Here is a 24034-nt window from a genome sequence, read left to right on the forward strand (position 1 = left end):
GCTCAGGCCCCCATCGCGTGGACGCCACCGTCGACGTGGATCATCTCGCCCGTGGTGGCGGGGAAGAAGTCGCTGAGCAGTGCCACGACCGCCCGGGCCGTCGGGGTGAGGTCGGTGGGGTCCCACCCCAGGGGTGCCCGTTCGGACCAGACGTCATCGAAGGTGGAGGCTCCGGGGATGGCCTTCTTGGCGATGGTCTGCAGGGGGCCGGCCGCGACCAGGTTCGAACGCACCCCCTCCTTGCCGAGGTAGCGGGCCAGGTAACGGCTGGTCGACTCCAAGGCGGACTTCGACACGCCCATCCAGTCATAGGCGGGCCACGAGACGGTCGCGTCGAAGGTGAGCCCGACCACCGAGGCCTTCTCGCCGAACAGCGGCTTGCAGGCCATCGCCAGGGCTGCGTAGGAGTAGGCGGACACGCGCATCGAGGTGGCGACGTCGTCCCACTCGGTGCTCAGGAAGGCGCCGCCGAGGGCACGCTCAGGGTTGGCGAACGCAATCGAGTGCACGACCCCGTCGAGCCGCTCGATGCCCTCGGCGCGCAGGGCGTCCACCAGACCCGCCAGCTGCTCCTCATTGGTCACGTCGAGGTCGAGGACGGGCGGAACGGGGTCGAGCTTCTGCACGACCCTGCGGGTGAGCGAGAGCGCTCGTCCGAAGTTGGAGACCACGACGGTGGCACCTTCGAGCTGGGCCTGGCGCGCCACCTCGAAGCCGATCGAGGTGTTGAGGGTGACTCCCGCCACCAGGATGGACTTGCCTTCGAGGATTCCCATTGCGGTTCCTATTCAGTCGTGGAGAGGGATGAGTGGTCGTGGATGGGTTCTCGCCGGGCTCAGTGGCCCATGCCCAGGCCACCGTCAACGGGGATGACGGCACCGGTGATGTAACCGGCGGCGTCACTGGTCAGGAACCGGACGGCCGAGGTGACGTCGTCGACCGAGCCCAGCCGGGCCGCGGGGATGCGCTCCTTGTAGCCGGCGATCACCTCGTCGGACAGGACGGCGGTCATGTCCGTCTCGATGAACCCGGGAGCGACCACGTTGCAGGTGATGCCCCGGCTCCCCACCTCGCGGCTCAGGCTGCGCGCGAGCCCCACCAGTGCCGACTTCGAGGCCGCGTAGTTCACCTGCCCGGCTGAACCCAGCAGCCCCACCACCGAACTGATCAGCACGATCCTGCCGTGTCGGGCCTTCATCATGGGTCGCACGGCCCGCTTCACGACGCGCCAGGTACCGGTGAGGTTGGTGTCGATGACCGACGCGAAGTCCTGCTCGCTCATGCGCATCAGCAGGGCGTCCTTCGTGATGCCGGCGTTGGCGACCAGGATCTCCACGGGACCGTGTGCCTGCTCGGCGGCGAGAAAGGCGGCCTCCACCTGCTCGGGATCGGTGACATCGCAGACGAGGCCCAGCACGCCCTCGGGCACGTCACCCGAGCGATGGGTACCGGCGACCTTGTGACCGGCGGCCACCAGGTCGGCTGCGATGGCTCGCCCGATCCCCTTGCTGACGCCGGTGACCAGGACACTGCGGGACGCTGTTGCATTCACGACCTGCAACCTATCGGGCCGGACCCGCCGTGTCAGTCCGCGTTCGTGCTGTCCCGGGTCTGGTTGCCCGCGCAACCCGCGATCGGTCGGGCGAGGCACCACCGACCCCGACGTAGGCTGGCGCGGTGACAGACCCCCGTGAGCCCGGCGCCGGCCGCCCAGGCCTGACCTGGGCGCCCGTCACCGACGCGCAACCGGGACGCAGCGTCGACCGTCACAAACGCCAGCGCAACTACCTGATCTCGATGAGCATCCGGGTGCTGTGCTTCCTGGGACTGGTGGTCACGCCGGGCCCGTGGCGATGGGCCTTCGCGGTCGGGGCCGCGATCATCCCGGCCTTCGCGGTCATGCTCGCCAATGTGTCGTCCAAGCCCTACACGGTCCCCACCGCCCCCGGGGACGAGGACGCCGACCTCACCGGGCACCAACTGGGTACCGGCGAGGTGATCCGGGGCGAAGTCGTCGATGACTGACAACTCTCCGGGGACTGGCAACGGGACGGGGACTGAAGACGGGGCGGGGACTGGGAATCTGACGGCGACTGGGGACGGGTAGGCTCGCCCGGTGCAGAGGATGTGGGTCAGATGGATCGTTCTGGTCGTCTTCGTGGCCGTGCTCGGTGGGGTCTTCGTGCGGCTCGGTGAGTGGCAACTGCACCGCCTCGACCACCGCCGCGAGACCAACGCTCGCATCGTGGCCCACCAGAAGGAGCCCGTCCGTGACTGGACGCAGGTGTTCACCGGGCCGATCGCCGACGACCAGCAGTGGCAACGGGTGACCATCACGGGCACCTACGAGCAGCAGCACTCCCTGCGCGTGCGGTACCGCAACTCGGGCGACCAGGCCGGCATGGAGGTGGTCACACCGCTGGTGACGGCGTCAGGGCGCACCGTGCTGATCGACCGGGGCTTCATCCCGAAGCCCGAGGACCGTCCCGAGGCCGACGTGCCGAAGGCACCGGTCGGCACCGTGACCGTCGTGGGCTGGGTGCGCCGCAGCGAGAACGGCAAGACCACGGCAACCAGGCCCGTGGAGGGCAACGTCCGCCTGATCAATGCCCCGATGATCGCCGAGACCTTGGGGCTGCGCCTCGAGGACGGCTACATCCAGCAGATCAGTTCGACCCCGTCCGACGACAAGGTGCTGTCCCCGGTGCCGACACCCACCCTGGACGAGGGCCCCCATTTCTCCTACGCCATCCAGTGGTTCGTGTTCACCGCCATCGCCGTGGGCGGTGCTGCATTGTTGATCCGGGGAGACCTGAAGGACCGCCGGAAACGTCGCGAACGGAGCAGGGATGCAGCTGGGACTGTCTGACAAGGTCTTCGTGGTGACGGCCGCGAGTTCCGGGCTGGGGCTCGCCACGGCCCATGCGCTCGTGGCCGAGGGCGCCAGGGTGGTGCTCGTGGCCCGACGCGCCGAGGCACTCGCCGAGGCCTGCGTGGAACTCAACGGCGGGGACGATGCGCCCGATCGTGCCAAAAGCCTGGCGGCGGACCTCGCCGACCCGCAGGTACCCCAACGGGCCGTGGACCTGGCCCTGCAAACCTTCGGTCGGGTCGACGGCGCCCTGGTCAGTGTGGGCGGACCGCCCCGCGGCGGGGTGCTCGACAACACCGACGAGGAGTGGAGTTCCGCCTTCTCCTCGGTCTTCCTGCCCGCGCTGCGGACGGCCCGAGCGGTGACGTCGGCCCAGCCGGCCCCCCGGCTGGCCTTCGTGCTGTCGACCTCGGCGAAGGTGCCGCTGGCACAGATGGCGATCTCGAACGGGCTCCGTCCCGGTCTCGCGATGCTCGTCAAGCAGTTGGCCGATGAACTCGGCCCCCGGGGAGGACGAGCCGTGGGCCTGCTGCCCGGGTCGGTCGCGACGGAACGCCTGCAGCACCTGTGGAGCGGCACCCCCGACCCCCAGGCCGCGCGGGAGCAGGCAGCAGTGGCCATCCCGTTGCGCCGGCTGGGTGAACCGGCAGAGTTCGGGCGAGTGGCAGCCTTCCTGCTCTCCGACGCCGCCAGTTACGTCACGGGCTGTCTGGTGCCGGTCGACGGTGGGGCCATGCGGGCGCTCTAGTCACCGACGGCGATCTGGTCGTCCGGCACGGCTGGATCGTCGACGAACTGCGTGGCGTACAAGGTGGCGTACGGCCCCGAGGCCGCCAGCAGTTCCAGATGGGTGCCACGTTCGACGATGCGACCGTCGCGCACGACCAGGATCTGGTCGGCCGTGCGCACCGTCGCCAGGCGGTGGGCGATCACCACACAGGTCCGTTGCTCCATGGCCGTGTCGAGGGCCCGCTGGACCAGGTGTTCGGAGCGGGAGTCGAGATGGGCGGTGGCCTCGTCCAGCACCACGATCGGCGACTGAACCAGCAGCAACCGGGCAATGGCGAGCCGTTGCCGCTCCCCACCGGAGAGGCGGTACCCGCGTTCCCCCACGGTGGTGTCGAGACCCTGGGGCAGGCGGTCGACGAGGTCGAGCACCTGTGCCTGGGCGAGGGCGCTGTGCATCTGCTCCTCCGTCGCCGCGGGATTGGCGTAGGTGAGGTTGGCGCGGAGCGTGTCGTGGAACATGTGGGCGTCCTGGGTCACGTAGCCGACCAGCCGACGCAGCGACTCCTGACTGATCTGGCGCACGTCGACACCGCCCAGTCGCACGCTGCCTGCCTCGACGTCGTAGAGCCGCGCCATCAGGTGGGTGATCGTGGTCTTGCCTGCCCCGGAGGCGCCCACCAGTGCGACCGTCTGGCCGGGTTCCACCCGGAACGAGACATCACGCAGCACCGCCCGCCCCGGCCCCTCATCGGAGGGAGCCTCGGCGCTGCCCGCCGGTTCGAGGGATCGCAGGGAGTACGACGCAGGGTCGGGGTAGGCGAAGCTGACGTGGTCGAACTCGATCGACGCGGGTCCGGTGACCGGTCGGGCGTCGGGTGCATCCGTGATCAGGATGGGCAGGTCGAGCACCTCGAAGACCCGCTCGAAGCTGACCAGGGCGCTCATGATGTCGACGCGTACGGTGGTGAGGGCCTGCATGGGGCCGTAGAGGCGCCCGAGGAGTCCGGCGAAGGCGGTCAGGGTGCCGACGGTCAGGGCGCCGCGGACGGTCATCAGGCCGCCCACCCCGTAGACCATGGCGGTGGCGAGGGCGGCGACCAGGACCAGCGTGGCCGCGAAGACACGGCCGATCATGGCGATGCGCACACCGATCTCGAGCCGCTGGTTCGCGGGATCGGCGAATGTCTCGTGCTCCCGCGCGGGGGACCCGAACAGCTTGGCCAGCAGGGCACCCGAGACCGAGAAACGCTCGGTCATCAGGCCCGACAGGTCGCCGTTGACCTGCATCGACCGCCGCTGCAGTGCCGCGACCCGACGGCCCACAAGGCGCGTCGGCACGAGGGCCAACGGGAACAGCAGCACCGAGGCGATGGCCAGACGCCAGTCGAGGGTGAGCATCGCCAGCAGCACGAGCACGACCGACAGCACGTTCGAGATCACTCGCGACAGGGTCGAGGTGAAGGCCTGCTGGGCCCCGATCACATCGGACTGCAGACGCGAGACCAGTTGCCCGGTCTGGGTTCGGCTGAAGAAGGCCAGTGGCATCGCCGAGACGTGGTCGAACACCTGGATGCGCAGGTCACGGATGAGGCCCTCACCAATGGTGGCCGAACACCAGGTGGTGAAGGTCCCGAGCACGGCGTCGACCAGCGCGATGGCAGCGACCACGACCGCCAACTGCACCACCAGACGTGAGTTGCCGGCCAGCACCCCGTGGTCGACGAGACGTTGGAGCAACAGCGGCGGGACGACGCCCAGGGTGGCGTCGATGACCACACCGATCAGGAAGACGGTGAGCAGTCCTCGGTACGGGGTGGCGTAGCCCAGCACCCGGCGCCACGTGCCGGGACGAAGTTCCGCCCCCTTGATGGCGTCACCCTTGCTGAACTGGCGCATGATCATGCCGCCGTTCGGGCCCATGCCCACGCTCACGACTGCTTCGCCTTCTTGGCCTTGCCCGACCTGCCCGACTTTCCCGGCTTGTCCGAGGTGTCCGACGTGACCTTGTCCAGCGTGCGCTTGCTCGCCTTCTTGTTGCCTGTCTTCTTGTTGCCTGTCTTCTTGCTGGCCGCCTTCTTGCTGGCCTCGTCGCGGCCCGTCCCGACCTTGGCCTTCTGGCTCTTCGCCCGCTCCCCCGCGCCCTTCGCGCTCACGGATGTGCCGTCCGCGACATCGGGCTTCCCGGACGCCTGCGCCTTCTTCCGGACCTTCTTCCCGGCCTTCTTCTTGGGCTTCGTGGGCGGCTGCCCGGAGGCCCGCTCGGCGGGATCGGTGCTGGTGGCCGCATCCTTGTCCGTGGTCCCGCCCTCCGGTGTTGAGGTGATGTGCTCAGTGGCGGCCACCTGAGCCCCGGTCAATGATGCCCGGCGCTCACGGGCCTGGGGACTGCGGGTGTCCCCACCACGGTGGCGTGGCTGCACCCCGGCCTCGTCCAGCAGCCGATGGACGAAGCCGTAGCTTCGTCCGAGTTCGGCGGCGATCGCCCTCAGGCTCGCGCCCTGGCGGTGTCGTTCGACCACGAGACTGGTCAGGGCACGCCTGTCATCCCCCGCTATCCGGGCGTGTGGCGTGAGCTCCATCGGCTGTCCCCTCCTGCGACCTGGTCGGTGACCCTGCTCAGGCCAGCGACACCAGTTCGGCGTACTCAGCGTTCCACAGGTCCTCGACGCCGTCGGGCAGCAACAGCACCCGGTCGGGTTCGAGGGCGGCGACGGCACCCTCGTCGTGGGTGACTAGCACCATCGCCCCCCGATAGGTACGAATGGCCTCCAGCACCTCACGGCGCGAGGCGGGGTCGAGGTTGTTGGTGGGTTCGTCGAGCAACAGCACGTTGGCGGCCGAGACCACCAGCATGGCGAGCGCGAGACGGGTCTTCTCGCCTCCGGACAGCACACCAGCAGGCTTGTCCACGTCGTCACCGCTGAACAGGAATGAGCCGAGCACCTTGCGGCACTCCGTGGCATTCATGTCGGTGGCTGCGGCCTGCATGTTGTCGAGCACCGTCGCCTTGAGGTCGAGCAGATCGTGTTCCTGGGCGAAGTAGCCCAACTTGAGGCCGTGACCAGGAAGCAGGCCACCGGTGTCCGACTCCTCAACGCCCGCCAGGATGCGCAGCATGGTCGTCTTCCCGGCACCGTTCAGCCCCAGGATGACCACCTTCGAGCCACGGTCGATGGCCAGGTCGACACCGGTGAAGACCTCGAGGGAACCGTACGACTTCGACAGGTCCTCGGCCATCAGGGGCGTCTTCCCGCATGGGGCGGGGGTCGGGAACGCGATCCGTGCGACCCGGTCGACCTCGCGCTCACCCTCGACCCCGGCCAGCAGTCTTTCGGCGCGCTTCATCATGTTCTGGGCGGCGGTCGCCTTGGTGGCCTTGGCGCGCATCTTCTCGGCCTGGGCGTTGAGGGCGTCGGCCTTCTTCTGGGCGTTGGCGAGTTCACGCTTGCGTCGCTTCTCGTCCGACTCGCGCTGTTGCAGGTACAGCTTCCAGTTCATGGAGTAGACGTCGATCATCGAGCGGTTCGCGTCGAGGTGGAAGACCTTGTTGATCGTGGCGTCGAGCAGGCTCGCGTCGTGGCTGATCATGATCAGGCCGCCCGAGTAGCCCTGCAACCAGGACCGCAGCCAGATGATGGAGTCGGCGTCCAGGTGGTTCGTGGGTTCGTCCAGCAGCAGGGTGTCGGCGCCGGAGAACAGGATGCGGGCGAGTTCGACCCGCCTGCGCTGACCACCGGAGAGTTCCTTCAACGGCTGACCGAGCACGCGGTCGGGAAGACCGAGGTTGGCCGCGATCCTGGCGGCCTCCGACTCCGCCGCGTAGCCGCCGGCCGCCACGTGCTCGGCCTCGGCGCGCTCGTAGGATCTCATGGCGGCGTCACGACGGTCCCCGTCGGCCTCGGCCATCTCGAGTTCGTAGCGACGCAGGCGTACCAGCACCTCGTCGAGGCCACGGGCCGACAGGATGCGGTTGTGGGCCAGCACCTCGAGGTCAGGGTCGCGCGGGTCCTGCGGAAGATAACCAAGGTGCCCGGTTCGGGTGACGGTGCCACCCGCGGGCTGGGCCTCCCCGGCGAGGATCCTGGTGAGGGTGGTCTTGCCGGCACCATTGCGGCCGACCAGGCCCACCTTGTCACCGGCGATCACCTGGAAGGAAATGGGTTCGACGAGCAGGCGGGCGCCCGCCCGCACCTCGAGATCGCGAACCTGAAGCACCGGCCCATTCTTCCAGCCGGTCCGCCCTCGACCAAACCGATTCACCCTCACCGAACGGATCAAGCCCGACCCGACCGGTCCACCCCGGCCCACGAGCACGTCGGAATCCGCCCGACCGCTGTGACTAGCATGACGCCATGTCTGCCGTCTCCCGCCGGGGTGTCCTCGTCATCCTGGCGCTGGGGGGATTGGCCTGGTGGCTGGTCTTCCGGTTCTGGATGATGCAGGGCGACGACTTCATGTCGGCCACCATCGGCGGGGCACGCGGCGGGCACTTCACGTTCCAGGCGTGGGCCAACGACTCGTGGCGCGACTACTGGCAAGCCACCGGACGTCAGTCCGGGAGCCTGTTCCGCATCGTCCTCCGAGGAGGGCCGGAGGTCGTCCGGTGGGCGATGACCGCCCAGCAGGTCGGCGTGGCGGCGGCGCTGCTGCTGTGGAGCCGCAGCACGTCGACCCCTCCGCCGGTGCGCTGGGCCTTCGCGTTGGCAGCGGTGTGCGCAGTCCCCATTCTGGGCTGGCGTGATCCCGGACTGCACGGGGCTGCCCTGGTGTGGGCCCAGGCGAGCTTCGACTACGTGGTCTCACCTGTGTTGTGCCTGGTGCTGGTCGGATCGCTGGTGCTCGGCACCGAGTCGGACGAGCGCTGGTCCTGGCCACGCACCCTCGGGGTGACGCTGCTGGCCGTGGTGGCACCCCTGCTCCACGAGACGGGGTCGTTGGCCACCCTCGCGAGCGTGGTGGTGCTGGTGGTGGTGCAACGCGCTAGGGCCCGGACGACCCAGCCCCGGGTGCGAACCCTGCTGATCGTCGCCACGGTCAGCGCTGTGGTGCAGGCGACGGCGCCGGGGATGTGGAAGCGTCTGGGAGCCGTCACCGGAACCCAGCCGGCTGAGGCAGGGCCCCGACTGCTCCTGCTGCGGGCGGCCAACACGTGTTGGCAGGTCGGGGCGACAGCGGGACCCGTCGTGCTGGTCGTGAGCGGGCTGCTCACCGTCGCTGCCGTGGTTGCCCGTGGCTGGCGTTCTCGGCTCACGGCCTTCGCGGTGGTGCACGTCCTCGGGATGGGCACGGCGGTCCTGGCCTGCCGGCAGTGGTCCAGGTGGCCGTCGCTCACCAGTTACGGGTTCGCCATGACGGCCGAACAGCTGGGCTGGGCGACGGTGTTCCTCGGGTCGGTGGTGGTGGCGTCCCTCGCGGCGCTGGTGATGGCGGGGTCGCTGGTCGATCACCTCGGGCCGCTCCCGGTGGTGGCCCTGGCCGGTGCAGCCGGTTCGTTCATGCCCCCGCTGCTGGCGGGCATCACAGCGACCCGGGCATTGCTTCCCCTGACCCTGTGGCTGCTGGCGCTGGCCTTCGCCGTGCTGGGCGGGTGGGCGGTGCAGACGTCACGAGCGGTCGAACGCCGACTCGCAGCGGGGACGCTGGTCCTCGTCCTCGGACTGTCGGCCTGGGCGGTGCCGCTGTGGTGGTGGCGTACCTGGACGGGGTTGCGCGACAACGCCGCAGCGTACGGGCCGGTGCTCGCCCAGATCGAGCGGGCGCGGGCTGGTCAGGTGGACGAGGTCGTCTTCCCCCGGCAGTACCCGCACCCCGAGTTGATGTACTACTACGCGTTCCGGCTCGACCGCTACGCGCCGACGATCCGCGCCTACTACGACCTGCCGGACAGCGTTCGACTGGTCCAGCAGCCCTGACCGTTCAGCAGAGGGGCCGGATGGCCGGTCGGGTCAGACGTTGTACCCGATCGCCCGCAGTTGCTCGCGGCCGTCCTCGGTGATCTTGTCGAGGCTCCACGGCGGCAGCCAGACCCAGTTGATCGCCACGGAGTTGACCAGACCGTCGAGCACCGACTGGGTGTCGTACTCGATCCGGTCGGTCAGCGGGCAGGTGGGGCTGGTCAGCGTCATGTCGAGGGTGGCGTTGTTCTGCTCGTCGACGTGCACCCCGTACACCAGACCGAGGTCGACGACGTTGACCATCAACTCGGGGTCGACGACATCCTTCATCGCCTCGAGCACGTCGTCCTCGGTGGGACGGGCGGAGGCCACGGCGGTGACGTCGGGCAGTTCGTCCCTGACCAGGTCTGAGGGACGGGGTTCGGTGGTGGGGTTGCTCATGGGGTCTCCTCGCGGGCTGCGACGGCCTGGCTGGTGGCATCGCGCATCGCTGCCCAGGCCAGCAGCGCGCACTTGATTCGGGCAGGGAACTGGGCCACGCCGACGAAGGCGATGGCGTCCTCGAAGCGGTCCTCGTCGGGTTCGGCGAGGCCGCGTGAGTCCATCAGTTCACGGAACTCGTCGTAGAGCTTCATGGAGTCCTCGATCGAGCGGCCGATGACCAGGTCGCTCATCACCGAGGTCGAGGCCTGCGAGATCGAACATCCCACTCCCTCGTAGCTGATGTCGGAGACCGTGTCGCCGTCGAGCAGCACCCGCAGGGTGAGCTCGTCACCGCAACTGGGATTCACGTGGTGCACCTGCGCCTCGAAGGGCTCCCGCAGTCCACTGTGGTGCTTCTCGCGGTAGTGGTCGAGGATGATCTCCTGGTACAGCGATTCCATGCTGTGCAGGTGGGGTTGGCTCATCGGATGTCCTCCCCCGCCAACTGGCGGCGACGTTCACGGCGGGCCCGTGACCCACCCGACGAGAACTTCCCGGCGAAGAAGTCGCGGGTGTAGTCCAGGGCCTCGGCCAGGGCGTCCACCTCGGCGGTGGTGGTGTAGAGGTAGCTCGAGGCGCGGGTGGAGCTCTGCACCCCGAAGCGTTCGTGCAGCGGACGAGCGCAGTGGTGTCCCCCTCGCACGGCGACCCCTCGCGAATCGAGCATCTGCATGACGTCGTGGGGGTGCACCCCGTCGAGGGTGAAGGCGACGGCTCCCCCACGATCGGCATCGCGGGGGCCGAGGATGCGGATGCCGGTGACGCGATCGAGTTGCGCGAGCATGTGTGCGGTCAGTTCGCGCTCGTGCGCAGCGACGGCGTCCATGCCCACGGCACTGACGTAGTCCATGGCCGAGGCCAACCCGATCGCCTGTGCGATCGGGGGCGTGCCGGCCTCGAAGCGCGCGGGAGGCGGCGCATAGGTGGAGCCCTCCATGCGGACGATCTCGATCATCTCCCCGCCGCCCATGAAGGGCGGCAGTTCCTCGAGCAGGTCGAGCCGACCCCACAGCACGCCGATCCCGGTGGGCCCGCACAGCTTGTGACCAGTGAACACGAGCAGGTCGGCGCCCAGGTCGGAGACACGGGTGACCCGCTGCGGCACCCCCTGGGCACCGTCGACCACCATCAGGGCCCCGACCGCGTGGGCCTGGGCGGCGATCTCGGCGATGGGGTTGACCGTACCGAGCACGTTCGAGACCCAGGTCAGCGAGACCACCTTCGTCCGCTCGTTCACGAGCCCCTCACGCTCGGCCTTCTCGAGGTCCAGGTGACCGTCCTCGGTGACGTCGAACCACCTCAGGGTCGCACCGGTGCGCTGGCAGGCGATCTGCCACGGCACGATGTTGGAGTGGTGCTCCATCACCGAGACCACGACCTCGTCACCGGGCCCGAGCCGCGAGGCGAGGGTGTGGGCGGCCAGGTTGAGCGCCTCGGAGGCGTTCTTGGTGAACACCACCTCGCGGGTCGAGCGGGCCCCGACGAAGCGCGCCACGGTGGCGCGGGCGAACTCGTAGGCCTCGGTGGACTCCGCGCCCAGCAGGTGCATCGCTCGCGCCACGTTGGCGTTGTGCTGCAGGTAGTGCGCCGACATGCGCTCGACCACCTGACGGGGCTTCTGCGAGGTGTTGGCCGAATCGAGGTAGACGAGGGGGTACTCCCCCACCGTCCGCTCGAAGATCGGGAAGTCGCGACGGATCGCCTCGACGTCGTAGGTCATGAGTGCCCCTCCTCTCGGGGATGGATCGGCTCTCAGGCCGAGACGCGGGAGGCGCGCACGTACTTGTCGTACCCCTCGGCCTCGAGCTGGTCGGCCAGTTCCTTGCCACCCTGCTCGGCGATCCGGCCGTCGACGAAGACGTGCACGAAGGTGGGATCGATGTAGCGCAGGATGCGGGTGTAGTGGGTGATCAGCAGCAGCCCACGATCGCCCTGGGCGGTGTAGCGGTTGACACCTTCCGAGACGACCTTGAGGGCGTCGATGTCGAGGCCCGAGTCGGTCTCGTCGAGGATGGCGAACCGGGGGTTCAGCAACTCAAGCTGGGCGATCTCGTGGCGCTTCTTCTCGCCACCGGAGAACCCCTCGTTGACCGAGCGGGCACCGAAGGAGCTGTCGAGCTGCATCTTGGCGAGGGCGGCGTTGACGTCCTTGACCCAGGTGCGCACCTTGGGGGCCTCGCCGTCGAGCGCCGTCTTGGCGGTCCGCAGGAAGTTGCTCACCGACACCCCCGGCACCTCGACCGGGTACTGCATGGCGAGGAACAGGCCGGCGCGGGCGCGCTGGTCGACCGACAGGGTGGTCAGCTCGACCCCGTCGAGGGTGACCGAACCGTCGGTGATGGTGTACTTCGGGTGGCCGGCGATCGAGTAGGCCAACGTGGACTTGCCCGAGCCGTTGGGGCCCATGATGGCGTGCACCTCGCCGGAGTTGATGGTCAGGTCGACGCCCTTGAGGATCGGCTTGGGGCCGTCCTCGGTCTCGACCGACACGTGCAGGTTCTTGATGTCAAGGGTGCTCATGGTGATCTCTTCTCTGGGTGGATGACTGGTGGGTGACCGGCTGGGTCACCAGTCGGCATCAAAGCTGGGGTTGGCGATGTCGACGAGGATGTCGTTCCCGTCGATCCGGACCGGGAAGACCGGCACGGGTTGGGTGGCCGGCAGATTGAGCGGCTCACCGGTGCGCAGGCTGAACACCGATCCGTGCAGGTAGCACTCGATCGTGCAGTCGACGACGTCACCGTCCGACAACGGCACCTTGGCGTGGGAGCACTCGTCGCGGATGGCGAACCATTCGCCCTGGTGGCGCACGATGGCCACCTCGAGGTCCTCGCCCGAGGGCAGCGTCGCGGCGCAGCCGATCGGCCGGTCGTCCTCGAACTCGTCGAGGGTGGCGACCTTCTGCCAGTCGGGGGCGCCGCTCACCGTCCGTCCCCCACGATGGCCAGTTCGTTCTCGACGATCTCGCGCAGGTGGTCCTCGATGTCGGGAACGCCGATGCGACGGATGATGTCATTGAAGAAGCCGTGGACGACCAACCGTCGGGCCTCGGCCTCGGAGATGCCCCGGCTGCGCAGGTAGAACAACTGCTCGTCGTCGAAGCGTCCGGTGGTCGAGGAGTGGCCGGCACCGGCGATCTCGCCGGTCTCGATCTCGAGGTTCGGCACCGAGTCGGCCTGGCAACCGTCGGTCAGCACCAGGTTCTTGTTCGACTCATAGGTCTCGATCCCCTCGGCGACCTTGCGGATCAGCACGTCGCCGATCCACACCGAGTGCGCACCCCTGCCCTGCAGGGCTCCGCGGTAGTCGACGTTCGAGCTCGTGTGGGGCTCATTGTGGTCGACGAACAGACGGTGCTCGATGTGCTGGCCGGCATCGACCAGGTAGAGACCGAACTGCTGCAGCGACCCTCCCGGGCCGGCGAAACGGGCGTTCTCCTGCAGTCGGATGTCGCCACCGATCGAGACCGTGATGGCCTTGACCTGCGCGTCGCGACCCACCCTGATGGAGCGCTGGCCCCCGTGCACCGAACCGTCGGCCCAGTCCTGCACCGTGATCAGGTTCAGGCTGGCGCCGTCACCCACGATGACGTCGAGCTTCTCGGAGTAGGTCGCGCGACCCTCGAACTTCACCACCACCGTGGCACGGGCGAAGTTGCCCACCGAGAGCACGTAGTGGTCGCTGGCCCGGCCGTCGACACCGGTGGCGGTGAACACGACGGGTTCGCTGAGCTCGGCGTTGGCCGGGATCGAGATGTGGGTGCGGTGCACCGTCTGCTCGGCGGCCAGGGACGACACCCTGTCGACGGGCGCCTCCACGGCCAGGGCTCGGGCCTCGTCCGCGGTCAACGAGGTGACCGTGACCGGCGCACTGAACTGTCCGGACCAGTCCAGGGTGCCGAGGTCGTCGGACGGTGACAGCAGCGCGCGGAAGCGCTTGACGGGGCTGAACCGCCAGATCTCCTCGCGCCCGGTGGGCATGGGGTGGTCGTCCACGTTCCAGGAGGGTGTGGGGTGCAGGTGCGATTCGACGGTCTCGATCGCGGCCGACAGGGTGTCGACGGACAAGGGTGTCTCCTTCAGGGGGGTCGATGGGGTGCCGGGAGTGCTGGTCAGCCGACCGCACCCTCCATCTGCAGCTCGATCAGGCGGTTGAGTTCCAGCGCGTACTCCATCGGCAACTCACGGGCGATCGGCTCGACGAAGCCGCGCACGATCATCGCCATGGCCTCGTCCTCCTCCATGCCACGAGACATCAGGTAGAACAGCTGGTCGTCGGAGACCTTCGACACGGTGGCCTCGTGTGCCATCGAGACGTCGTCCTCACGCACGTCCACGTAGGGGTAGGTGTCCGAACGCGAGATGGTGTCGACCAGCAGCGCGTCACACTTCACCGAGCTGGCGGAGTGGTGGGCGCCCTCCTGCACCTCGACCAGGCCGCGGTAGGACGAACGACCGCCACCGCGGGCCACCGACTTCGAGATGATCGAGCTCGAGGTGTGCGGTGCGCAGTGCACCATCTTGGAGCCGGCGTCCTGGTGCTGCCCCTCACCCGCGAAGGCGATCGACAGGGTCTCGCCGCGGGCGTGCTCACCCATCATGTAGACGGCCGGGTACTTCATGGTGACCTTGGACCCGATGTTGCCGTCGATCCACTCCATGGTGGCGCCCTCGTCGCAGGTGGCGCGCTTGGTCACGAGGTTGTAGACGTTGTTCGACCAGTTCTGGATGGTCGTGTAGCGAACCCGGGCGTTCTTCTTGACCACGATCTCGACCACGGCCGAGTGCAGAGAGTCCGACGAGTAGATCGGCGCCGTGCAGCCCTCCACGTAGTGCACGTAGGAGCCCTCGTCGGCGATGATCAGGGTGCGTTCGAACTGGCCCATGTTCTCGGTGTTGATGCGGAAGTAGGCCTGCAGCGGGATCGAGACGTGCACACCCTTCGGCACGTAGATGAACGAGCCACCCGACCAGACGGCCGTGTTCAGCGAGGCGAACTTGTTGTCGCCCACCGGGATGACGGTGCCGAAGTACTCCTGGAAGATCTCCGGGTGCTCCCTGAGAGCGGTGTCGGTGTCGAGGAAGATGACACCCTGCTTCTCGAGCTCCTCGTTGATCTTGTGGTAGACCACCTCGGACTCGTACTGGGCTGCGACACCCGAGACGAGACGCGCCTTCTCGGCCTCGGGGATGCCGAGCCGGTCATAGGTGTTCTTGATCTCCTCGGGCAGGTCCTCCCAGGTCTGGGCCTGCTTCTCGGTGGAGCGCACGAAGTACTTGATGTTCTCGAAGTCGATGTCCGACAGGTCGGCACCCCAGCTGGGCATCGGCTTGCGGCGGAAGAGCTTCAGGCCCTTCATGCGCAGGTCGAGCATCCACTGCGGCTCGTCCTTCAGTGCCGAGATGTTGGCGACGACGGCCTCACTGAGGCCGCGCTGGGCGATGGCACCGGCGGAGTCGGCGTCATGCCACCCCCACTGGTACTTCGACAGGGCCTCGATGTGTTCGTCCTGGGTGGCCCCAAGTCCCGGTGCTGCCGGGCGGGGGTTGTCGACCTGGGTCATGATCTGCTCCAAACGTGTCGAGTGTCGTGGCTGGGTGGTTCGGGGATGGTGTGGATCGGGCTGGGTCACGTGTGGCTGGGAAGGGGCGGTCTGGACCGCTGCACCATCGAGGCCAGCGGAATGTGCGTCGTGCACACCCCGTCGCCGTGGGCGATGGTCGCCAGCCGTTGCACGTGCGAACCCAGCAGCCGGCTGAACAGTTGGGTCTCGGCCTCACACAGCTCCGGGAACTCGGTCGCGACGTGTGCCACCGGGCAGTGGTGCTGGCACAGCTGCTCACCGAAACGGGCAGGCTTCAGTGAGGCCACGTACCCATCGGCGGTGAGCGCCTCGGCCAACAGGTCGACCGGGGAACGATCGGGGTCGGCCTCGCGGAGGGCGAGGTAGCGCCGCTCCACCTGACCGAAACGTTCCTCGGCCACCCTCGTCACCGCGGCAGAGCCGCCCACGGACGCCAACGCCTTCAGCGCCTGGATGGCCAGGTCGTCGTAGGCCTGGTAGAAGGTGGCGCGTCCCTCGTCGGTCAACAGGAAGACCTTCGAGGGGCGACCGCGGCCACGCTGTCCGTAGATCTTCTTCTCTCGTGAACTGACCTGGTTGCGTTCGACCAGTGCGGTCAGGTGTCGACGGATCGCCGCAGGCGTGAGCCCCAGGCGTTCGGCGAGCTCGGCAGCGGTCGACGGTCCCTGCTCCAGGATCGACTGGGCGACGCGCTGACGCGTGGAGGCATCATCGTCATGACCCTCCTGCACTGCGTTCTCCGCCACCTTTTTCACGACACCATACTTTCCTTATTCCCGCGCCCACACAAGTAAGGCTGCCCTTGCTTCGCTCGCAGCCGAACCCCGCGGTCGGACCTCTTCGGCTCGCCCCTACGATGGGCGGGTGCCCACGCCCACCCCCTCCGAGCCCGTGCTCGACATCGCCGATCTGGTGGTGACCTTCGGAGCCGTGACCGCCCTCGACTCGCTGAGCCTTCGGGCGTTGCGGGGGCACGTGACGGCGCTGCTCGGTCCCAATGGCGCCGGCAAGACCACCCTGCTGCGCACCTGCACGGGGCTCGTGGGCCCACGGTCGGGAACGGTCAGGGTGCTCGGGCAGGCCCCCGGGTCCCCCGACCTCGGGGCCCGGCTCGGGGTGATGCCGCAGAGCACCGGCGCGTGGTCGGGAGTCAGGGCCGGCGAGCTCGTGCACTTCCTGGCCGGTCTCTACGCCACCCCACTCGACCCCGACACCCTGATCACCCACCTGGGCATCGACGCCTTCGCCCGCACCACCTACCGACGTCTCTCCGGGGGGCAGAAGCAGGCGGTCAACCTTGCGGGAGCGATCGTGGGGCGGCCCGAGCTGGTCTTCCTGGACGAACCCACCGCCGGTATGGACCCGCACGCCCGCCGCCGCACCTGGGCCCTCGTCCGCGACCTGCGGGCTGCCGGCGTCTCGGTGCTGCTCACCACCCACGACATGGTGGAGGCCGAGCAGTTGGCGGACGAAGTCGTGCTGATCGACCACGGACGGGCGGTGATGTCCGGGGCGGTGCCGGAGCTGACCCGCACGACCTCACTGGAGGCACTGTTCCTGAGCCACACCGACGAGGGAGTCTGATGAGCCTCGACTTCGCACCCGCCTCCGGGGCCGCGCCGACCCGGCAGCGGATCGTGCGCCACGCCACCCTGGAGACACTGATGCTGGTCCGCAACGGCGAGCAGCTGTTGTTGGCGCTGGTCATCCCCGCCGCTGTCCTGCTCGTGGGCCGCTGGTTCCCGAGCAGGCTCGGCGTCGACTTCACCCTGCTGGTGCCCTCGGTCCTCGGACTGGCCCTCTTCTCGACGGGATTCACCTCCGTGGCCATCGGGACCGGGTTCGACCGCCGCTACGGGGTGCTGGAGCGGCTCGCCTCCACGCCGTTGGGTCGTACCGGGATGGTGATCGGCAAGGCGTCCGCCAGCGTGGTGGTCTCACTCGCCCAGGTCGTCCTGTTGGTATCCCTCTCGCTGGCGCTGGGGTGGAGACCCCGGCTCGACGCGCTGGGCCTGCTGCTGGCCGTGCCGACGATGCTGGCGGCGCAGGCCTCCTTCGTCGCGGCTGCCCTGGTGCTGGCCAGCCTGCTCCGGGCAGAGATCACCCTCGCCCTGGCCAATCTCGTCTACCTGGCGCTCGCCGCGGGCGGGGCCCTGGTGGTGCCTGCGGGGAGCTACGGCTTCCTGGAACCGGCGGTGCGCTGTCTGCCCACGGCTGCCCTCGGTGAGGGACTGCGGCAGGGACTGGCCGATGCCCCCGCCAGCGGAGGCTGGTGGGTACCCCTGGTCGTCGCCCTCGTCTGGGCGGTGGCCGCCGTCCTGCTCGCCCGAAAGGTCATGGGATGGACTTCCTGAACCGCCTGCTCGGCACCGAGGTCGCGCTGCGCCGTTGGTCATGGGCCTCGCTGGTCGCCAACATCGGCATCATCGTCACCGGAGCCATCGTCCGGTTGACCGCTTCGGGCCTGGGCTGTTCCACGTGGCCCCAGTGCAACGACGCCGCGTACGTGCCCCATGGCGCCATCAGTCACCACTCCCTGATCGAGTTCGGCAACCGGCTGCTCACGTTCGTGCTGATCATCATCGCGGTGGCCTGCTGGATCACAGCCCGACGCGTCACCGTGGACGATCCCCGTGGTCGGCTGGTCCGACGCCTGACCCTGCTGGTGGCCCTCGGCATCCCGTTCCAGGGTGTGATCGGCGGGGTCACCGTGTTGAGCGGGCTCAACCCCTTCGTGGTCGCCCTGCACCTGCTGCTGTCACTGGTACTGGTCGTGCTGATCGTGCGGCTCCTGTTCGCAGTCACCGCAGAGGTGCCCGACACCGTCGGGCGACTCGACCGAACCCTCGGGGTGGCCACCTTCGCCCTGATGATGGTGGCGTGCTGGCTGGGCACCGTCGTCACCGGATCGGGACCGCACGCCGGGGACGGCGGTGCCGCCCGCACCGGCTTCGACATCGAGGTGGTCGCGCGCATCCACTCGGCCACCGTGTGGCTCACCGTCCTGCTCACCGTGACGGTCCTGGTGAGGGCCTGGCGTGCAGGTCACCGGGTGGTACGCCGCTGGGCCACCGCCTTGGTGGGCGTCGAACTGGTGCAGGCGGGTATCGGCTACCTGCAGTTCTTCACGGGGCTGCCGGCAGGTGTCGTGCTGCTGCACCTGCTGGGTGCCGGGTTGGCCGCTGCCGCCGCCGCAAGTGTCATGTACAGCTCGAGGCACGACTCCCGACTGACGAGGGCCGCTGCCTAGACTGGCGCCCACTTCCCCACCGGTGATGCCAGGAGATTGTCCATGTCGATCCGACTTCGCGCGCTCACGGTTGCCGTCGCCAGTTCCCTGGTCGTCGTGACCTTGGCGGGCACGGCCCCTTCGGCACGCGCCGAGCCCACCTCGCAGTCGCGCCCCCGCATCCTCAGCGCTGGCAGCAGCACCGTGTCGCCCCAGTCATCGGGCAGCCAGGGCCTGGCCCCGCAGACGGTGACCACCCAGGCAGCCGTTGATCCGGCCCTGAGCTCGCTCAACGAACTGCGCTCGCGGGTCGGTTCGTCCTCCTTGGCGGTCACCAGCGCAACCCAGTCGGCCGTCAGCGCACACGCCGTCTACCTCGAACTGAACAAGGACGACGCCAACCTCAACCCCAACGACGAGCAATTGGGCAAGCCGGGCTACTCGGCGGAGGGGGACGCCATCGCGCCCTTCACCGTCACGGTTGCCGAGGCGAACACCCATGCGATCGCCCTCGACGTCGCCATGACCGATCCGTGGGCCCGCAGCACGCTCCTGCTCAACCCCAGGGCCACGTCGGCGGCGTTCGCCCACACCGCCACCTTCACGGTCATAGGTCTCCCCGTTGCCACCTCGGCGGTCTCGACCTCGTGGCCGAAGGTGTTCCCCGCCAAGGCCAGCCACCGCGGACTGGCCTGGACCTCGTCGGGAGCCTCGTACTACACCAGCCAGTGCAGCCAGAACCCGGTGCAGTGGGGGTATCCCATCTCGGTGCAGCTGGATGACACCCGCATCCACCAGGTCCTCGGGGCGCAGGCCACCCTGACCGAGGACGGCCAGCCGGTCGAGACCTGCGTCGTCTCGGACGCGGGCTTCACCGGCGTCGACGGCCTCGTCCTGGTGGTCCCCACCCGTCCGCTGGTGCCGGGAGCCATCTACTCCGGCCGGGTCCGCGGAACGGCCGTCACCGACCAAGGGGCGAGCCAGAACCTCGATGCGGCCATCTCGTTCACCACCGCCGCCACGGCCCGCGGCAACGGGGACCAGACCGGCGACGGTGTCGCCGACCTGCTGGCCGTCGACACAGCCGGCACCCTGCAGATGATCAAGGGGCAGGCCGGCGCGGGCTTCGGCGCCCGTTGGCCGATCGGGCGGGGATGGGGAACCACCATCTGGGTGGGTCACGTGCCAGACCTCGACGGCAATCGCACCGACGAACTGCTGGCCGTCCGCTCCGACGGGAGCATGTGGCTCTACCTGGGCTCCGGCATGGGTGGATACGCGTCGGGACGTCAGGTGGGGCGCGGCTGGAACACGGTGCGCAACATCACCGTCATCGGTGACATGACCCACGACTCCACTCCCGAGGTGGTCGCCATCTCCTCATCCGGCGACCTGGTGCGCTACACCCTGACCCGGAGCGGGTTCACGAGCACCAACAAGATCGGCCGCAACTGGCAGGCCATCTCGTTCACCGTCGGGTTGGGCGACTTCAACCGCGATGGCTGGAACGACCTGGTGGCGGTGTCGAGGCAGGGCGACCTGATCGCCTACTACGTGCGCAACGGCATCATCGTGCAGGCGGCGAAGGTCGGTCGCGGCTGGTCGGGCTGGACCGCAGTGTTCACCCCTGGTGACCTGAGTGGTGACGGTGTGCCCGACCTGGTCGGACGGAACTCCTCCGGAACCCTGTACGCCTACCAGACCGGGTGGGTGAGCTTCTCCCCCGCGCGACTCGTCGGCACCGGGTTCGGCGGGTATCGGCTTTTCGCCTGACCGCGGAGGCCTCGGTAGACTCGGCACCTGTCGTGCCGTCGCCAACCGCCAGGCACCCGGAAGGACCACGTGACCACACACCAGCAGCGCCCCGCGGCGTCCGTCGTGCATCCTGCCGTGAGCGCCACGTGGCGTGACGTGGCGCGTGCCTACGTGGCCCTCACCAAGCCGCGGATCATCGAACTGCTGTTGGTCACCACCCTTCCCGCCATGTTCCTTGCCGCCGGCGGTCTGCCACCCCTCGCGCTCGCCGGCTGGACGATGCTGGGCGGGCTGTTCGCCGCCGCCAGCGCCAACACGTTCAACTGCGTCATCGACCGCGACATCGACGAGGTGATGAGGCGCACGCGACGCCGTCCGATGCCCCGGCACCAGGTGCCGCCCGCTCACGCGATCACGTTCGGCGCACTCCTGGGAGTGGCCGCGACCCTCGTCCTGGGCTGGGGGGCGAACTGGCTGTCGGCCCTGCTGGCGCTGGGAGCGAACGCCTTCTACGTCTTCGTCTACACGATGTGGCTCAAACGCCGCACCTCATTGAACATCGTCTGGGGTGGGATCGCCGGCTGCTTCCCTCCCCTGATCGGCTGGACCGCCGTGACGGGCTCGGTTGACTGGCCGCCCCTGATCCTGTTCGCGATCGTGTTCTTCTGGACTCCTCCGCACACCTGGGCTCTCGCCTTCCGCTACAAGGACGACTACGCCGCCGCGGGCGTGCCGATGCTGCCGGTGGTCATGGACCGGGTGGGCGTGGCTCGTCGCATGCTCGCCTACTCGGTGGTGACCGTGCTGGTCTCCCTGACGCTGTGGCCCGTGGCCCACACCGGCTGGCTGTACCCCGCGGTCGCCCTGGCCACCGGAGTGGTGCTGGTGTGGCAGGCTGTCGGACTGCTCCGCCGAGCGCGGGCCGGGCTCGACGAGGTGGCGATGCAGCCGATGAGGCTGTTCCACTGGTCGAACAGCTATCTGGCGCTCGTGTTCATTGCCGCGGCGATCGACCCGCTCCTGTTCTGAACCCTCCCGTCCCGGGGAGTCGCCGCACGACGGCGTCGGAACGGTCGCCTCCGACCCGGTCAGGCCCCGTGTCCGAGGGGAACCTCTTCACCGGCTGCCACCGGCCCCGGTGCCGTCCCGGCGCCGAACGGACGTCCACCGAGTTCCTCGCGGTGGTGCTCGGAGAGCCAGTTTGCCAGATCAGGGCCCTGGGGCACGATCTGCGAGGGGTTCACGTCGGCGTGGACGATGTAGTAGTGCCGCTTGATCTGCACGAAGTCGACCGTGTCGCCGAACCCGGGGGTCTGGAACAGGTCGCGGGCGTAGCCCCACAGGGCGCCGAACTCCGACAACTTCTGCCGGTTGCACTTGAAGTGCCCGTGGTAGACCGGGTCGAAGCGGACGAGGGTCGTGAACAGCCGCACGTCGGCCTCGGTGATGGAGTCACCCATCAGGTATCGCTGCGTGCGAAGCCGCTCGTCCACCCAGTCGAGGGCGGTGAACAACCGCTCGTAGGCGGCGTCGTAGGCATCCTGCGACCCCGCGAACCCGCACCGGTAGACGCCGTTGTTGATCTCGGTGTAGATCCGCTTCATCACCGGCTCCATCTCACCGCGCAGATGTTCCGGAAACAGGTCGGGAGCACCCTCGCGGTGGTACTGCTTCCACTCGGTCGAGAAGTCCAGGGTCATCTGGGCGAAGTCGTTGGTCACGACGGCTCCGGTCGGCACGTCGACCATGGCCGGCACGGTGATGCCGCGGGGGTAGTCGTGGAACCGGGCGAAGTAGGCCTGCTGCAGTCGCTCGTAGCCCAGCACCGGGTCGACCCCGCCGGGGTCGAGGTCGAAGGTCCACGACCGCGCGTCATGGGTGGGTCCGGGCATGCCCAGCGAGATCACGGGCTCCAGCCCCAACAGGCGGCGGACGATGATGGCGCGGTTGGCCCACGGGCACGCCCGGGCCGCGATCAGCCGGTAACGACCGGGCTGCACGGGCCACTCGTTGGCACCTTCCCCCGACGAGGTGATCCGTTCGGTGATGTAGGTGGTGTCGCGGTCGTAGCCCTGACCCTTGGTCACGTAGCCCGACCCCGACGTCTCTGCCTTCGCGCGGGACTCAGTCATGGCCCCAATCTAGTCAGCAGTCCTCGTGCATTCGGCCACGCTGACTAGAGTGCAAGGCAGGGAACAGAACAGCACGCCGCGAAGTTGCTTGAAGTATCAACCAGTGATTCACCAGGAGAATGTGATGTCGCAGAATCCGAACACCCAAGCCCTGTCTGACGCGGGCGTCAGCATCTGGCTGGACGACTTGTCCCGGGAGCGGCTGCAGTCGGGCAACCTCGCCGAACTGGTCGCGACGCGCAACGTGGTGGGCGTGACCACCAACCCGACCATCTTCGCCGCCGCGCTGGCCGACGGCGAGGCCTACGCCGAGCAGGTGGGCCAACTCCGACGGGAGGGCGCCGACGTCGCCCACGCCATCCGTGAGCTCACCACCACTGACGTACGCACCGCGAGTGACCTTTTCGCCGACCTCTACACCAGCACCGACGGGTATGACGGTCGGGTCTCGATCGAGGTGGAACCCGGGCTGGCCCATGACACCGGAGGGACCATCAAGCAGGCCGCGGAACTGCACGACCTGGTCAATCGCGACAACGTCCTCATCAAGATTCCCGCAACCCTCGAGGGCCTGCCTGCCATCACCGAGACCATCGCCGCCGGGATCAGCGTCAATGTCACGCTGATCTTCTCCGCCGAGCGTTACCAGCAGGTCATCGAGGCCTACCTGGCGGGCCTCGAGAAGGCGGCCGCGGCCGGTCTCGACCTGTCGACCATCCACTCCGTCGCGTCGGTGTTCGTCAGCCGCATCGACTCCGAGGTCGACAAGCGATTGAAGGCGCTGGGAACCGACGAGGCGTCCGCCCTGCTCAGCACGGTGGCCGTGGCCAACACCCGCGTGGCGCACCATCTCTACGCCCAGGCGTTCACCTCGCAGAGATGGCATGCCCTCGCCGACCAGGGAGCCCATGTCCAGCGCCCCCTGTGGGCCTCGACAGGCGTGAAGAATCCCGACCTCGACGACACCTTCTACGTCAGCCACCTGGTCACTTCCGGAGTCGTCAACACGATGCCCGAGAAGACCCTGCAGGCCTTCGCCGACCACGGACGAGTCGCCGGTGACACGGTCGTCCCCCACTACGGCGAGGCCGAGGAGACCCTGCGCCGGGCAGCAGGCGTGGGTCTCGACATGGAAGACGTCTTCGCGACCCTCGAGCGTGAGGGTGTGCAGAAGTTCAGCGCTTCCTGGGACGAACTGGTCGCCTCCGTGCAGAAGACCCTCGACGAGGCCTGACCCACCCACACCCCATCGTCTCGGGCAGCCGTCCGCTGCCCACCAGACAGTGGGAACCGGTCCCCCATCCCACCGAACTCCGGTTCCACAGACCTCCTGTTCATCCCACCCCCTGTTCACCC

General features: G+C 68.4%; 24 protein-coding genes. 10 read left to right on the plus strand and 14 right to left on the minus strand.

All coding sequences use genetic code 11. The features are described 5' to 3' along the window. Positions 1–2: 2 nt before the first annotated feature. Together fabI and fabG are read right to left on the minus strand one after the other, a co-directional pair. On the minus strand, positions 3–776 hold the full coding sequence (gene fabI / locus QQZ11_RS00595) for an enoyl-ACP reductase FabI (RefSeq protein WP_022909813.1): 774 nt from the start codon (positions 774–776) through the stop codon (positions 3–5). A 59-nt stretch (positions 777–835) separates the two neighbouring features. Further along, a complete protein-coding gene (gene fabG, locus QQZ11_RS00600; RefSeq protein WP_026377851.1) occupies positions 836–1552 on the minus strand; it encodes a 3-oxoacyl-ACP reductase FabG in 717 nt (238 codons plus the stop codon). A 125-nt stretch (positions 1553–1677) separates the two neighbouring features. Here fabG and QQZ11_RS00605 point away from each other — a divergent pair, with 125 nt between their 5' ends. The 3 genes from QQZ11_RS00605 to QQZ11_RS00615 all read left to right on the plus strand — a co-directional run bounded on the left by QQZ11_RS00605 (position 1678) and on the right by QQZ11_RS00615 (position 3620). Next, on the plus strand, positions 1678–2025 hold the full coding sequence (locus QQZ11_RS00605) for a DUF3099 domain-containing protein (protein WP_022909811.1): 348 nt from the start codon (positions 1678–1680) through the stop codon (positions 2023–2025). A 100-nt stretch (positions 2026–2125) separates the two neighbouring features. Further along, positions 2126–2869, plus strand: a complete 744-nt coding sequence (locus tag QQZ11_RS00610; RefSeq protein ID WP_284550112.1) for an SURF1 family cytochrome oxidase biogenesis protein — start codon at positions 2126–2128, stop codon at positions 2867–2869. After that, complete coding sequence (locus QQZ11_RS00615) at positions 2850–3620, plus strand: SDR family oxidoreductase (protein ID WP_284548131.1); 771 nt, start codon at positions 2850–2852, stop codon at positions 3618–3620. Before QQZ11_RS00610 ends, QQZ11_RS00615 begins: the two co-directional genes overlap by 20 nt. Here QQZ11_RS00615 and QQZ11_RS00620 read toward each other — a convergent pair. Genes QQZ11_RS00620 through QQZ11_RS00630 form a run of 3 tightly spaced genes read right to left on the minus strand, consistent with a single transcriptional unit; the run spans position 3617 to position 7816 of the window. Next, positions 3617–5533 carry an ABC transporter ATP-binding protein gene (locus tag QQZ11_RS00620; RefSeq protein WP_342395051.1) on the minus strand — a complete coding sequence of 639 codons (1917 nt, stop codon included), beginning with the start codon at positions 5531–5533 and terminating at the stop codon, positions 3617–3619. The two genes, QQZ11_RS00615 and QQZ11_RS00620, sit on opposite strands and share 4 nt — an antisense overlap. Continuing rightward, complete coding sequence (locus QQZ11_RS00625) at positions 5530–6180, minus strand: helix-turn-helix domain-containing protein (RefSeq protein ID WP_446698795.1); 651 nt, start codon at positions 6178–6180, stop codon at positions 5530–5532. Before QQZ11_RS00625 ends, QQZ11_RS00620 begins: the two co-directional genes overlap by 4 nt. 37 nt (positions 6181–6217) lie before the next feature. Next, the gene (locus tag QQZ11_RS00630; protein WP_284548134.1) at positions 6218–7816 is read right to left on the minus strand and encodes an ABC-F family ATP-binding cassette domain-containing protein; all 1599 of its coding nucleotides are present in this window, start codon (positions 7814–7816) and stop codon (positions 6218–6220) included. A gap of 137 nt (positions 7817–7953) precedes the next feature. On the opposite strand from QQZ11_RS00630, the gene QQZ11_RS00635 reads away from it, so the two are divergent. Further along, on the plus strand, positions 7954–9513 hold the full coding sequence (locus tag QQZ11_RS00635; protein WP_284548135.1) for a hypothetical protein: 1560 nt from the start codon (positions 7954–7956) through the stop codon (positions 9511–9513). A 33-nt stretch (positions 9514–9546) separates the two neighbouring features. On the opposite strand, the gene QQZ11_RS00640 is transcribed toward QQZ11_RS00635, so the two are convergent. The 8 genes from QQZ11_RS00640 to QQZ11_RS00675 all read right to left on the minus strand — a co-directional run bounded on the left by QQZ11_RS00640 (position 9547) and on the right by QQZ11_RS00675 (position 16317). Next, positions 9547–9936, minus strand: a complete 390-nt coding sequence (locus QQZ11_RS00640) for a metal-sulfur cluster assembly factor (protein ID WP_022909804.1) — start codon at positions 9934–9936, stop codon at positions 9547–9549. Beyond that, positions 9933–10403 (minus strand): Fe-S cluster assembly sulfur transfer protein SufU, encoded by a 471-nt coding sequence (sufU, locus tag QQZ11_RS00645; RefSeq protein WP_022909803.1) that lies wholly within the window; start codon positions 10401–10403, stop codon positions 9933–9935. Before sufU ends, QQZ11_RS00640 begins: the two co-directional genes overlap by 4 nt. Next, positions 10400–11698: a cysteine desulfurase gene (locus QQZ11_RS00650; protein WP_284548136.1), complete on the minus strand. Its 1299-nt coding sequence runs from the start codon at positions 11696–11698 to the stop codon at positions 10400–10402. Before QQZ11_RS00650 ends, sufU begins: the two co-directional genes overlap by 4 nt. A 32-nt stretch (positions 11699–11730) precedes the next feature. Then, the gene (sufC, locus tag QQZ11_RS00655; RefSeq protein WP_284548138.1) at positions 11731–12498 is read right to left on the minus strand and encodes a Fe-S cluster assembly ATPase SufC; all 768 of its coding nucleotides are present in this window, start codon (positions 12496–12498) and stop codon (positions 11731–11733) included. Positions 12499–12543: 45 nt separating this feature from the next. Next, positions 12544–12903 (minus strand): non-heme iron oxygenase ferredoxin subunit, encoded by a 360-nt coding sequence (locus QQZ11_RS00660; protein ID WP_284548140.1) that lies wholly within the window; start codon positions 12901–12903, stop codon positions 12544–12546. Then, positions 12900–14045: a Fe-S cluster assembly protein SufD gene (sufD, locus tag QQZ11_RS00665; protein WP_022909799.1), complete on the minus strand. Its 1146-nt coding sequence runs from the start codon at positions 14043–14045 to the stop codon at positions 12900–12902. Before sufD ends, QQZ11_RS00660 begins: the two co-directional genes overlap by 4 nt. A 44-nt stretch (positions 14046–14089) precedes the next feature. Beyond that, positions 14090–15541, minus strand: a complete 1452-nt coding sequence (gene sufB / locus QQZ11_RS00670; protein ID WP_051139647.1) for a Fe-S cluster assembly protein SufB — start codon at positions 15539–15541, stop codon at positions 14090–14092. Positions 15542–15606: 65 nt separating this feature from the next. After that, positions 15607–16317 (minus strand): helix-turn-helix transcriptional regulator, encoded by a 711-nt coding sequence (locus QQZ11_RS00675; RefSeq protein ID WP_284548142.1) that lies wholly within the window; start codon positions 16315–16317, stop codon positions 15607–15609. 109 nt (positions 16318–16426) lie between these two features. Between QQZ11_RS00675 and QQZ11_RS00680 the strand changes: the two genes are divergently transcribed. From QQZ11_RS00680 to QQZ11_RS00700, 5 genes are read left to right on the plus strand one after another with little or no spacing between them, the layout of a single operon-like run. Beyond that, entirely contained in the window at positions 16427–17146 is a 720-nt protein-coding gene (locus tag QQZ11_RS00680; RefSeq protein ID WP_284548143.1) for an ABC transporter ATP-binding protein, read from the plus strand. After that, positions 17146–17916, plus strand: a complete 771-nt coding sequence (locus QQZ11_RS00685) for an ABC transporter permease (RefSeq protein WP_284548144.1) — start codon at positions 17146–17148, stop codon at positions 17914–17916. Before QQZ11_RS00680 ends, QQZ11_RS00685 begins: the two co-directional genes overlap by 1 nt. Next, a complete protein-coding gene (locus QQZ11_RS00690) occupies positions 17904–18812 on the plus strand; it encodes a COX15/CtaA family protein (protein WP_284548146.1) in 909 nt (302 codons plus the stop codon). The genes QQZ11_RS00685 and QQZ11_RS00690 overlap by 13 nt, the downstream gene beginning before the upstream one ends. A 42-nt stretch (positions 18813–18854) precedes the next feature. Continuing rightward, a complete protein-coding gene (locus QQZ11_RS00695; RefSeq protein ID WP_284548147.1) occupies positions 18855–20564 on the plus strand; it encodes an FG-GAP repeat domain-containing protein in 1710 nt (569 codons plus the stop codon). Positions 20565–20591: 27 nt separating this feature from the next. After that, entirely contained in the window at positions 20592–21575 is a 984-nt protein-coding gene (locus QQZ11_RS00700) for a heme o synthase (RefSeq protein ID WP_446698823.1), read from the plus strand. 59 nt (positions 21576–21634) lie between these two features. Here the strand turns inward: QQZ11_RS00700 and QQZ11_RS00705 are convergent, their stop codons facing one another. After that, a complete protein-coding gene (locus QQZ11_RS00705) occupies positions 21635–22678 on the minus strand; it encodes a glutathione S-transferase family protein (protein WP_284548148.1) in 1044 nt (347 codons plus the stop codon). A 124-nt stretch (positions 22679–22802) separates the two neighbouring features. Between QQZ11_RS00705 and tal the strand changes: the two genes are divergently transcribed. Then, a complete protein-coding gene (tal, locus tag QQZ11_RS00710; RefSeq protein WP_022909790.1) occupies positions 22803–23912 on the plus strand; it encodes a transaldolase in 1110 nt (369 codons plus the stop codon). Positions 23913–24034: the final 122 nt, after the last annotated feature.

This window comes from Aestuariimicrobium sp. T2.26MG-19.2B (genome assembly GCF_950101875.1).
GTDB lineage: Bacteria > Actinomycetota > Actinomycetes > Propionibacteriales > Propionibacteriaceae > Aestuariimicrobium > Aestuariimicrobium kwangyangense.

What these genes read in the sequence shown, in the direction of transcription:
- fabI (WP_022909813.1), bottom strand. Translation starts at nt 776, where the DNA reads ATGGGAATCCTCGAAGGCAAGTCCATCCTGGTGGCGGGAGTCACCCTC.
- QQZ11_RS00610 (WP_284550112.1), top strand. Translation starts at nt 2,126, where the DNA reads ATGTGGGTCAGATGGATCGTTCTGGTCGTCTTCGTGGCCGTGCTCGGT.
- QQZ11_RS00615 (WP_284548131.1), top strand. Translation starts at nt 2,850, where the DNA reads ATGCAGCTGGGACTGTCTGACAAGGTCTTCGTGGTGACGGCCGCGAGT.
- QQZ11_RS00625 (WP_446698795.1), bottom strand. Translation starts at nt 6,180, where the DNA reads ATGGAGCTCACGCCACACGCCCGGATAGCGGGGGATGACAGGCGTGCC.
- QQZ11_RS00635 (WP_284548135.1), top strand. Translation starts at nt 7,954, where the DNA reads ATGTCTGCCGTCTCCCGCCGGGGTGTCCTCGTCATCCTGGCGCTGGGG.
- QQZ11_RS00640 (WP_022909804.1), bottom strand. Translation starts at nt 9,936, where the DNA reads ATGAGCAACCCCACCACCGAACCCCGTCCCTCAGACCTGGTCAGGGAC.
- sufU (WP_022909803.1), bottom strand. Translation starts at nt 10,403, where the DNA reads ATGAGCCAACCCCACCTGCACAGCATGGAATCGCTGTACCAGGAGATC.
- QQZ11_RS00650 (WP_284548136.1), bottom strand. Translation starts at nt 11,698, where the DNA reads ATGACCTACGACGTCGAGGCGATCCGTCGCGACTTCCCGATCTTCGAG.
- sufC (WP_284548138.1), bottom strand. Translation starts at nt 12,498, where the DNA reads ATGAGCACCCTTGACATCAAGAACCTGCACGTGTCGGTCGAGACCGAG.
- sufB (WP_051139647.1), bottom strand. Translation starts at nt 15,541, where the DNA reads ATGACCCAGGTCGACAACCCCCGCCCGGCAGCACCGGGACTTGGGGCC.
- QQZ11_RS00685 (WP_284548144.1), top strand. Translation starts at nt 17,146, where the DNA reads ATGAGCCTCGACTTCGCACCCGCCTCCGGGGCCGCGCCGACCCGGCAG.
- QQZ11_RS00690 (WP_284548146.1), top strand. Translation starts at nt 17,904, where the DNA reads ATGGACTTCCTGAACCGCCTGCTCGGCACCGAGGTCGCGCTGCGCCGT.
- QQZ11_RS00695 (WP_284548147.1), top strand. Translation starts at nt 18,855, where the DNA reads ATGTCGATCCGACTTCGCGCGCTCACGGTTGCCGTCGCCAGTTCCCTG.
- QQZ11_RS00705 (WP_284548148.1), bottom strand. Translation starts at nt 22,678, where the DNA reads ATGACTGAGTCCCGCGCGAAGGCAGAGACGTCGGGGTCGGGCTACGTG.
- tal (WP_022909790.1), top strand. Translation starts at nt 22,803, where the DNA reads ATGTCGCAGAATCCGAACACCCAAGCCCTGTCTGACGCGGGCGTCAGC.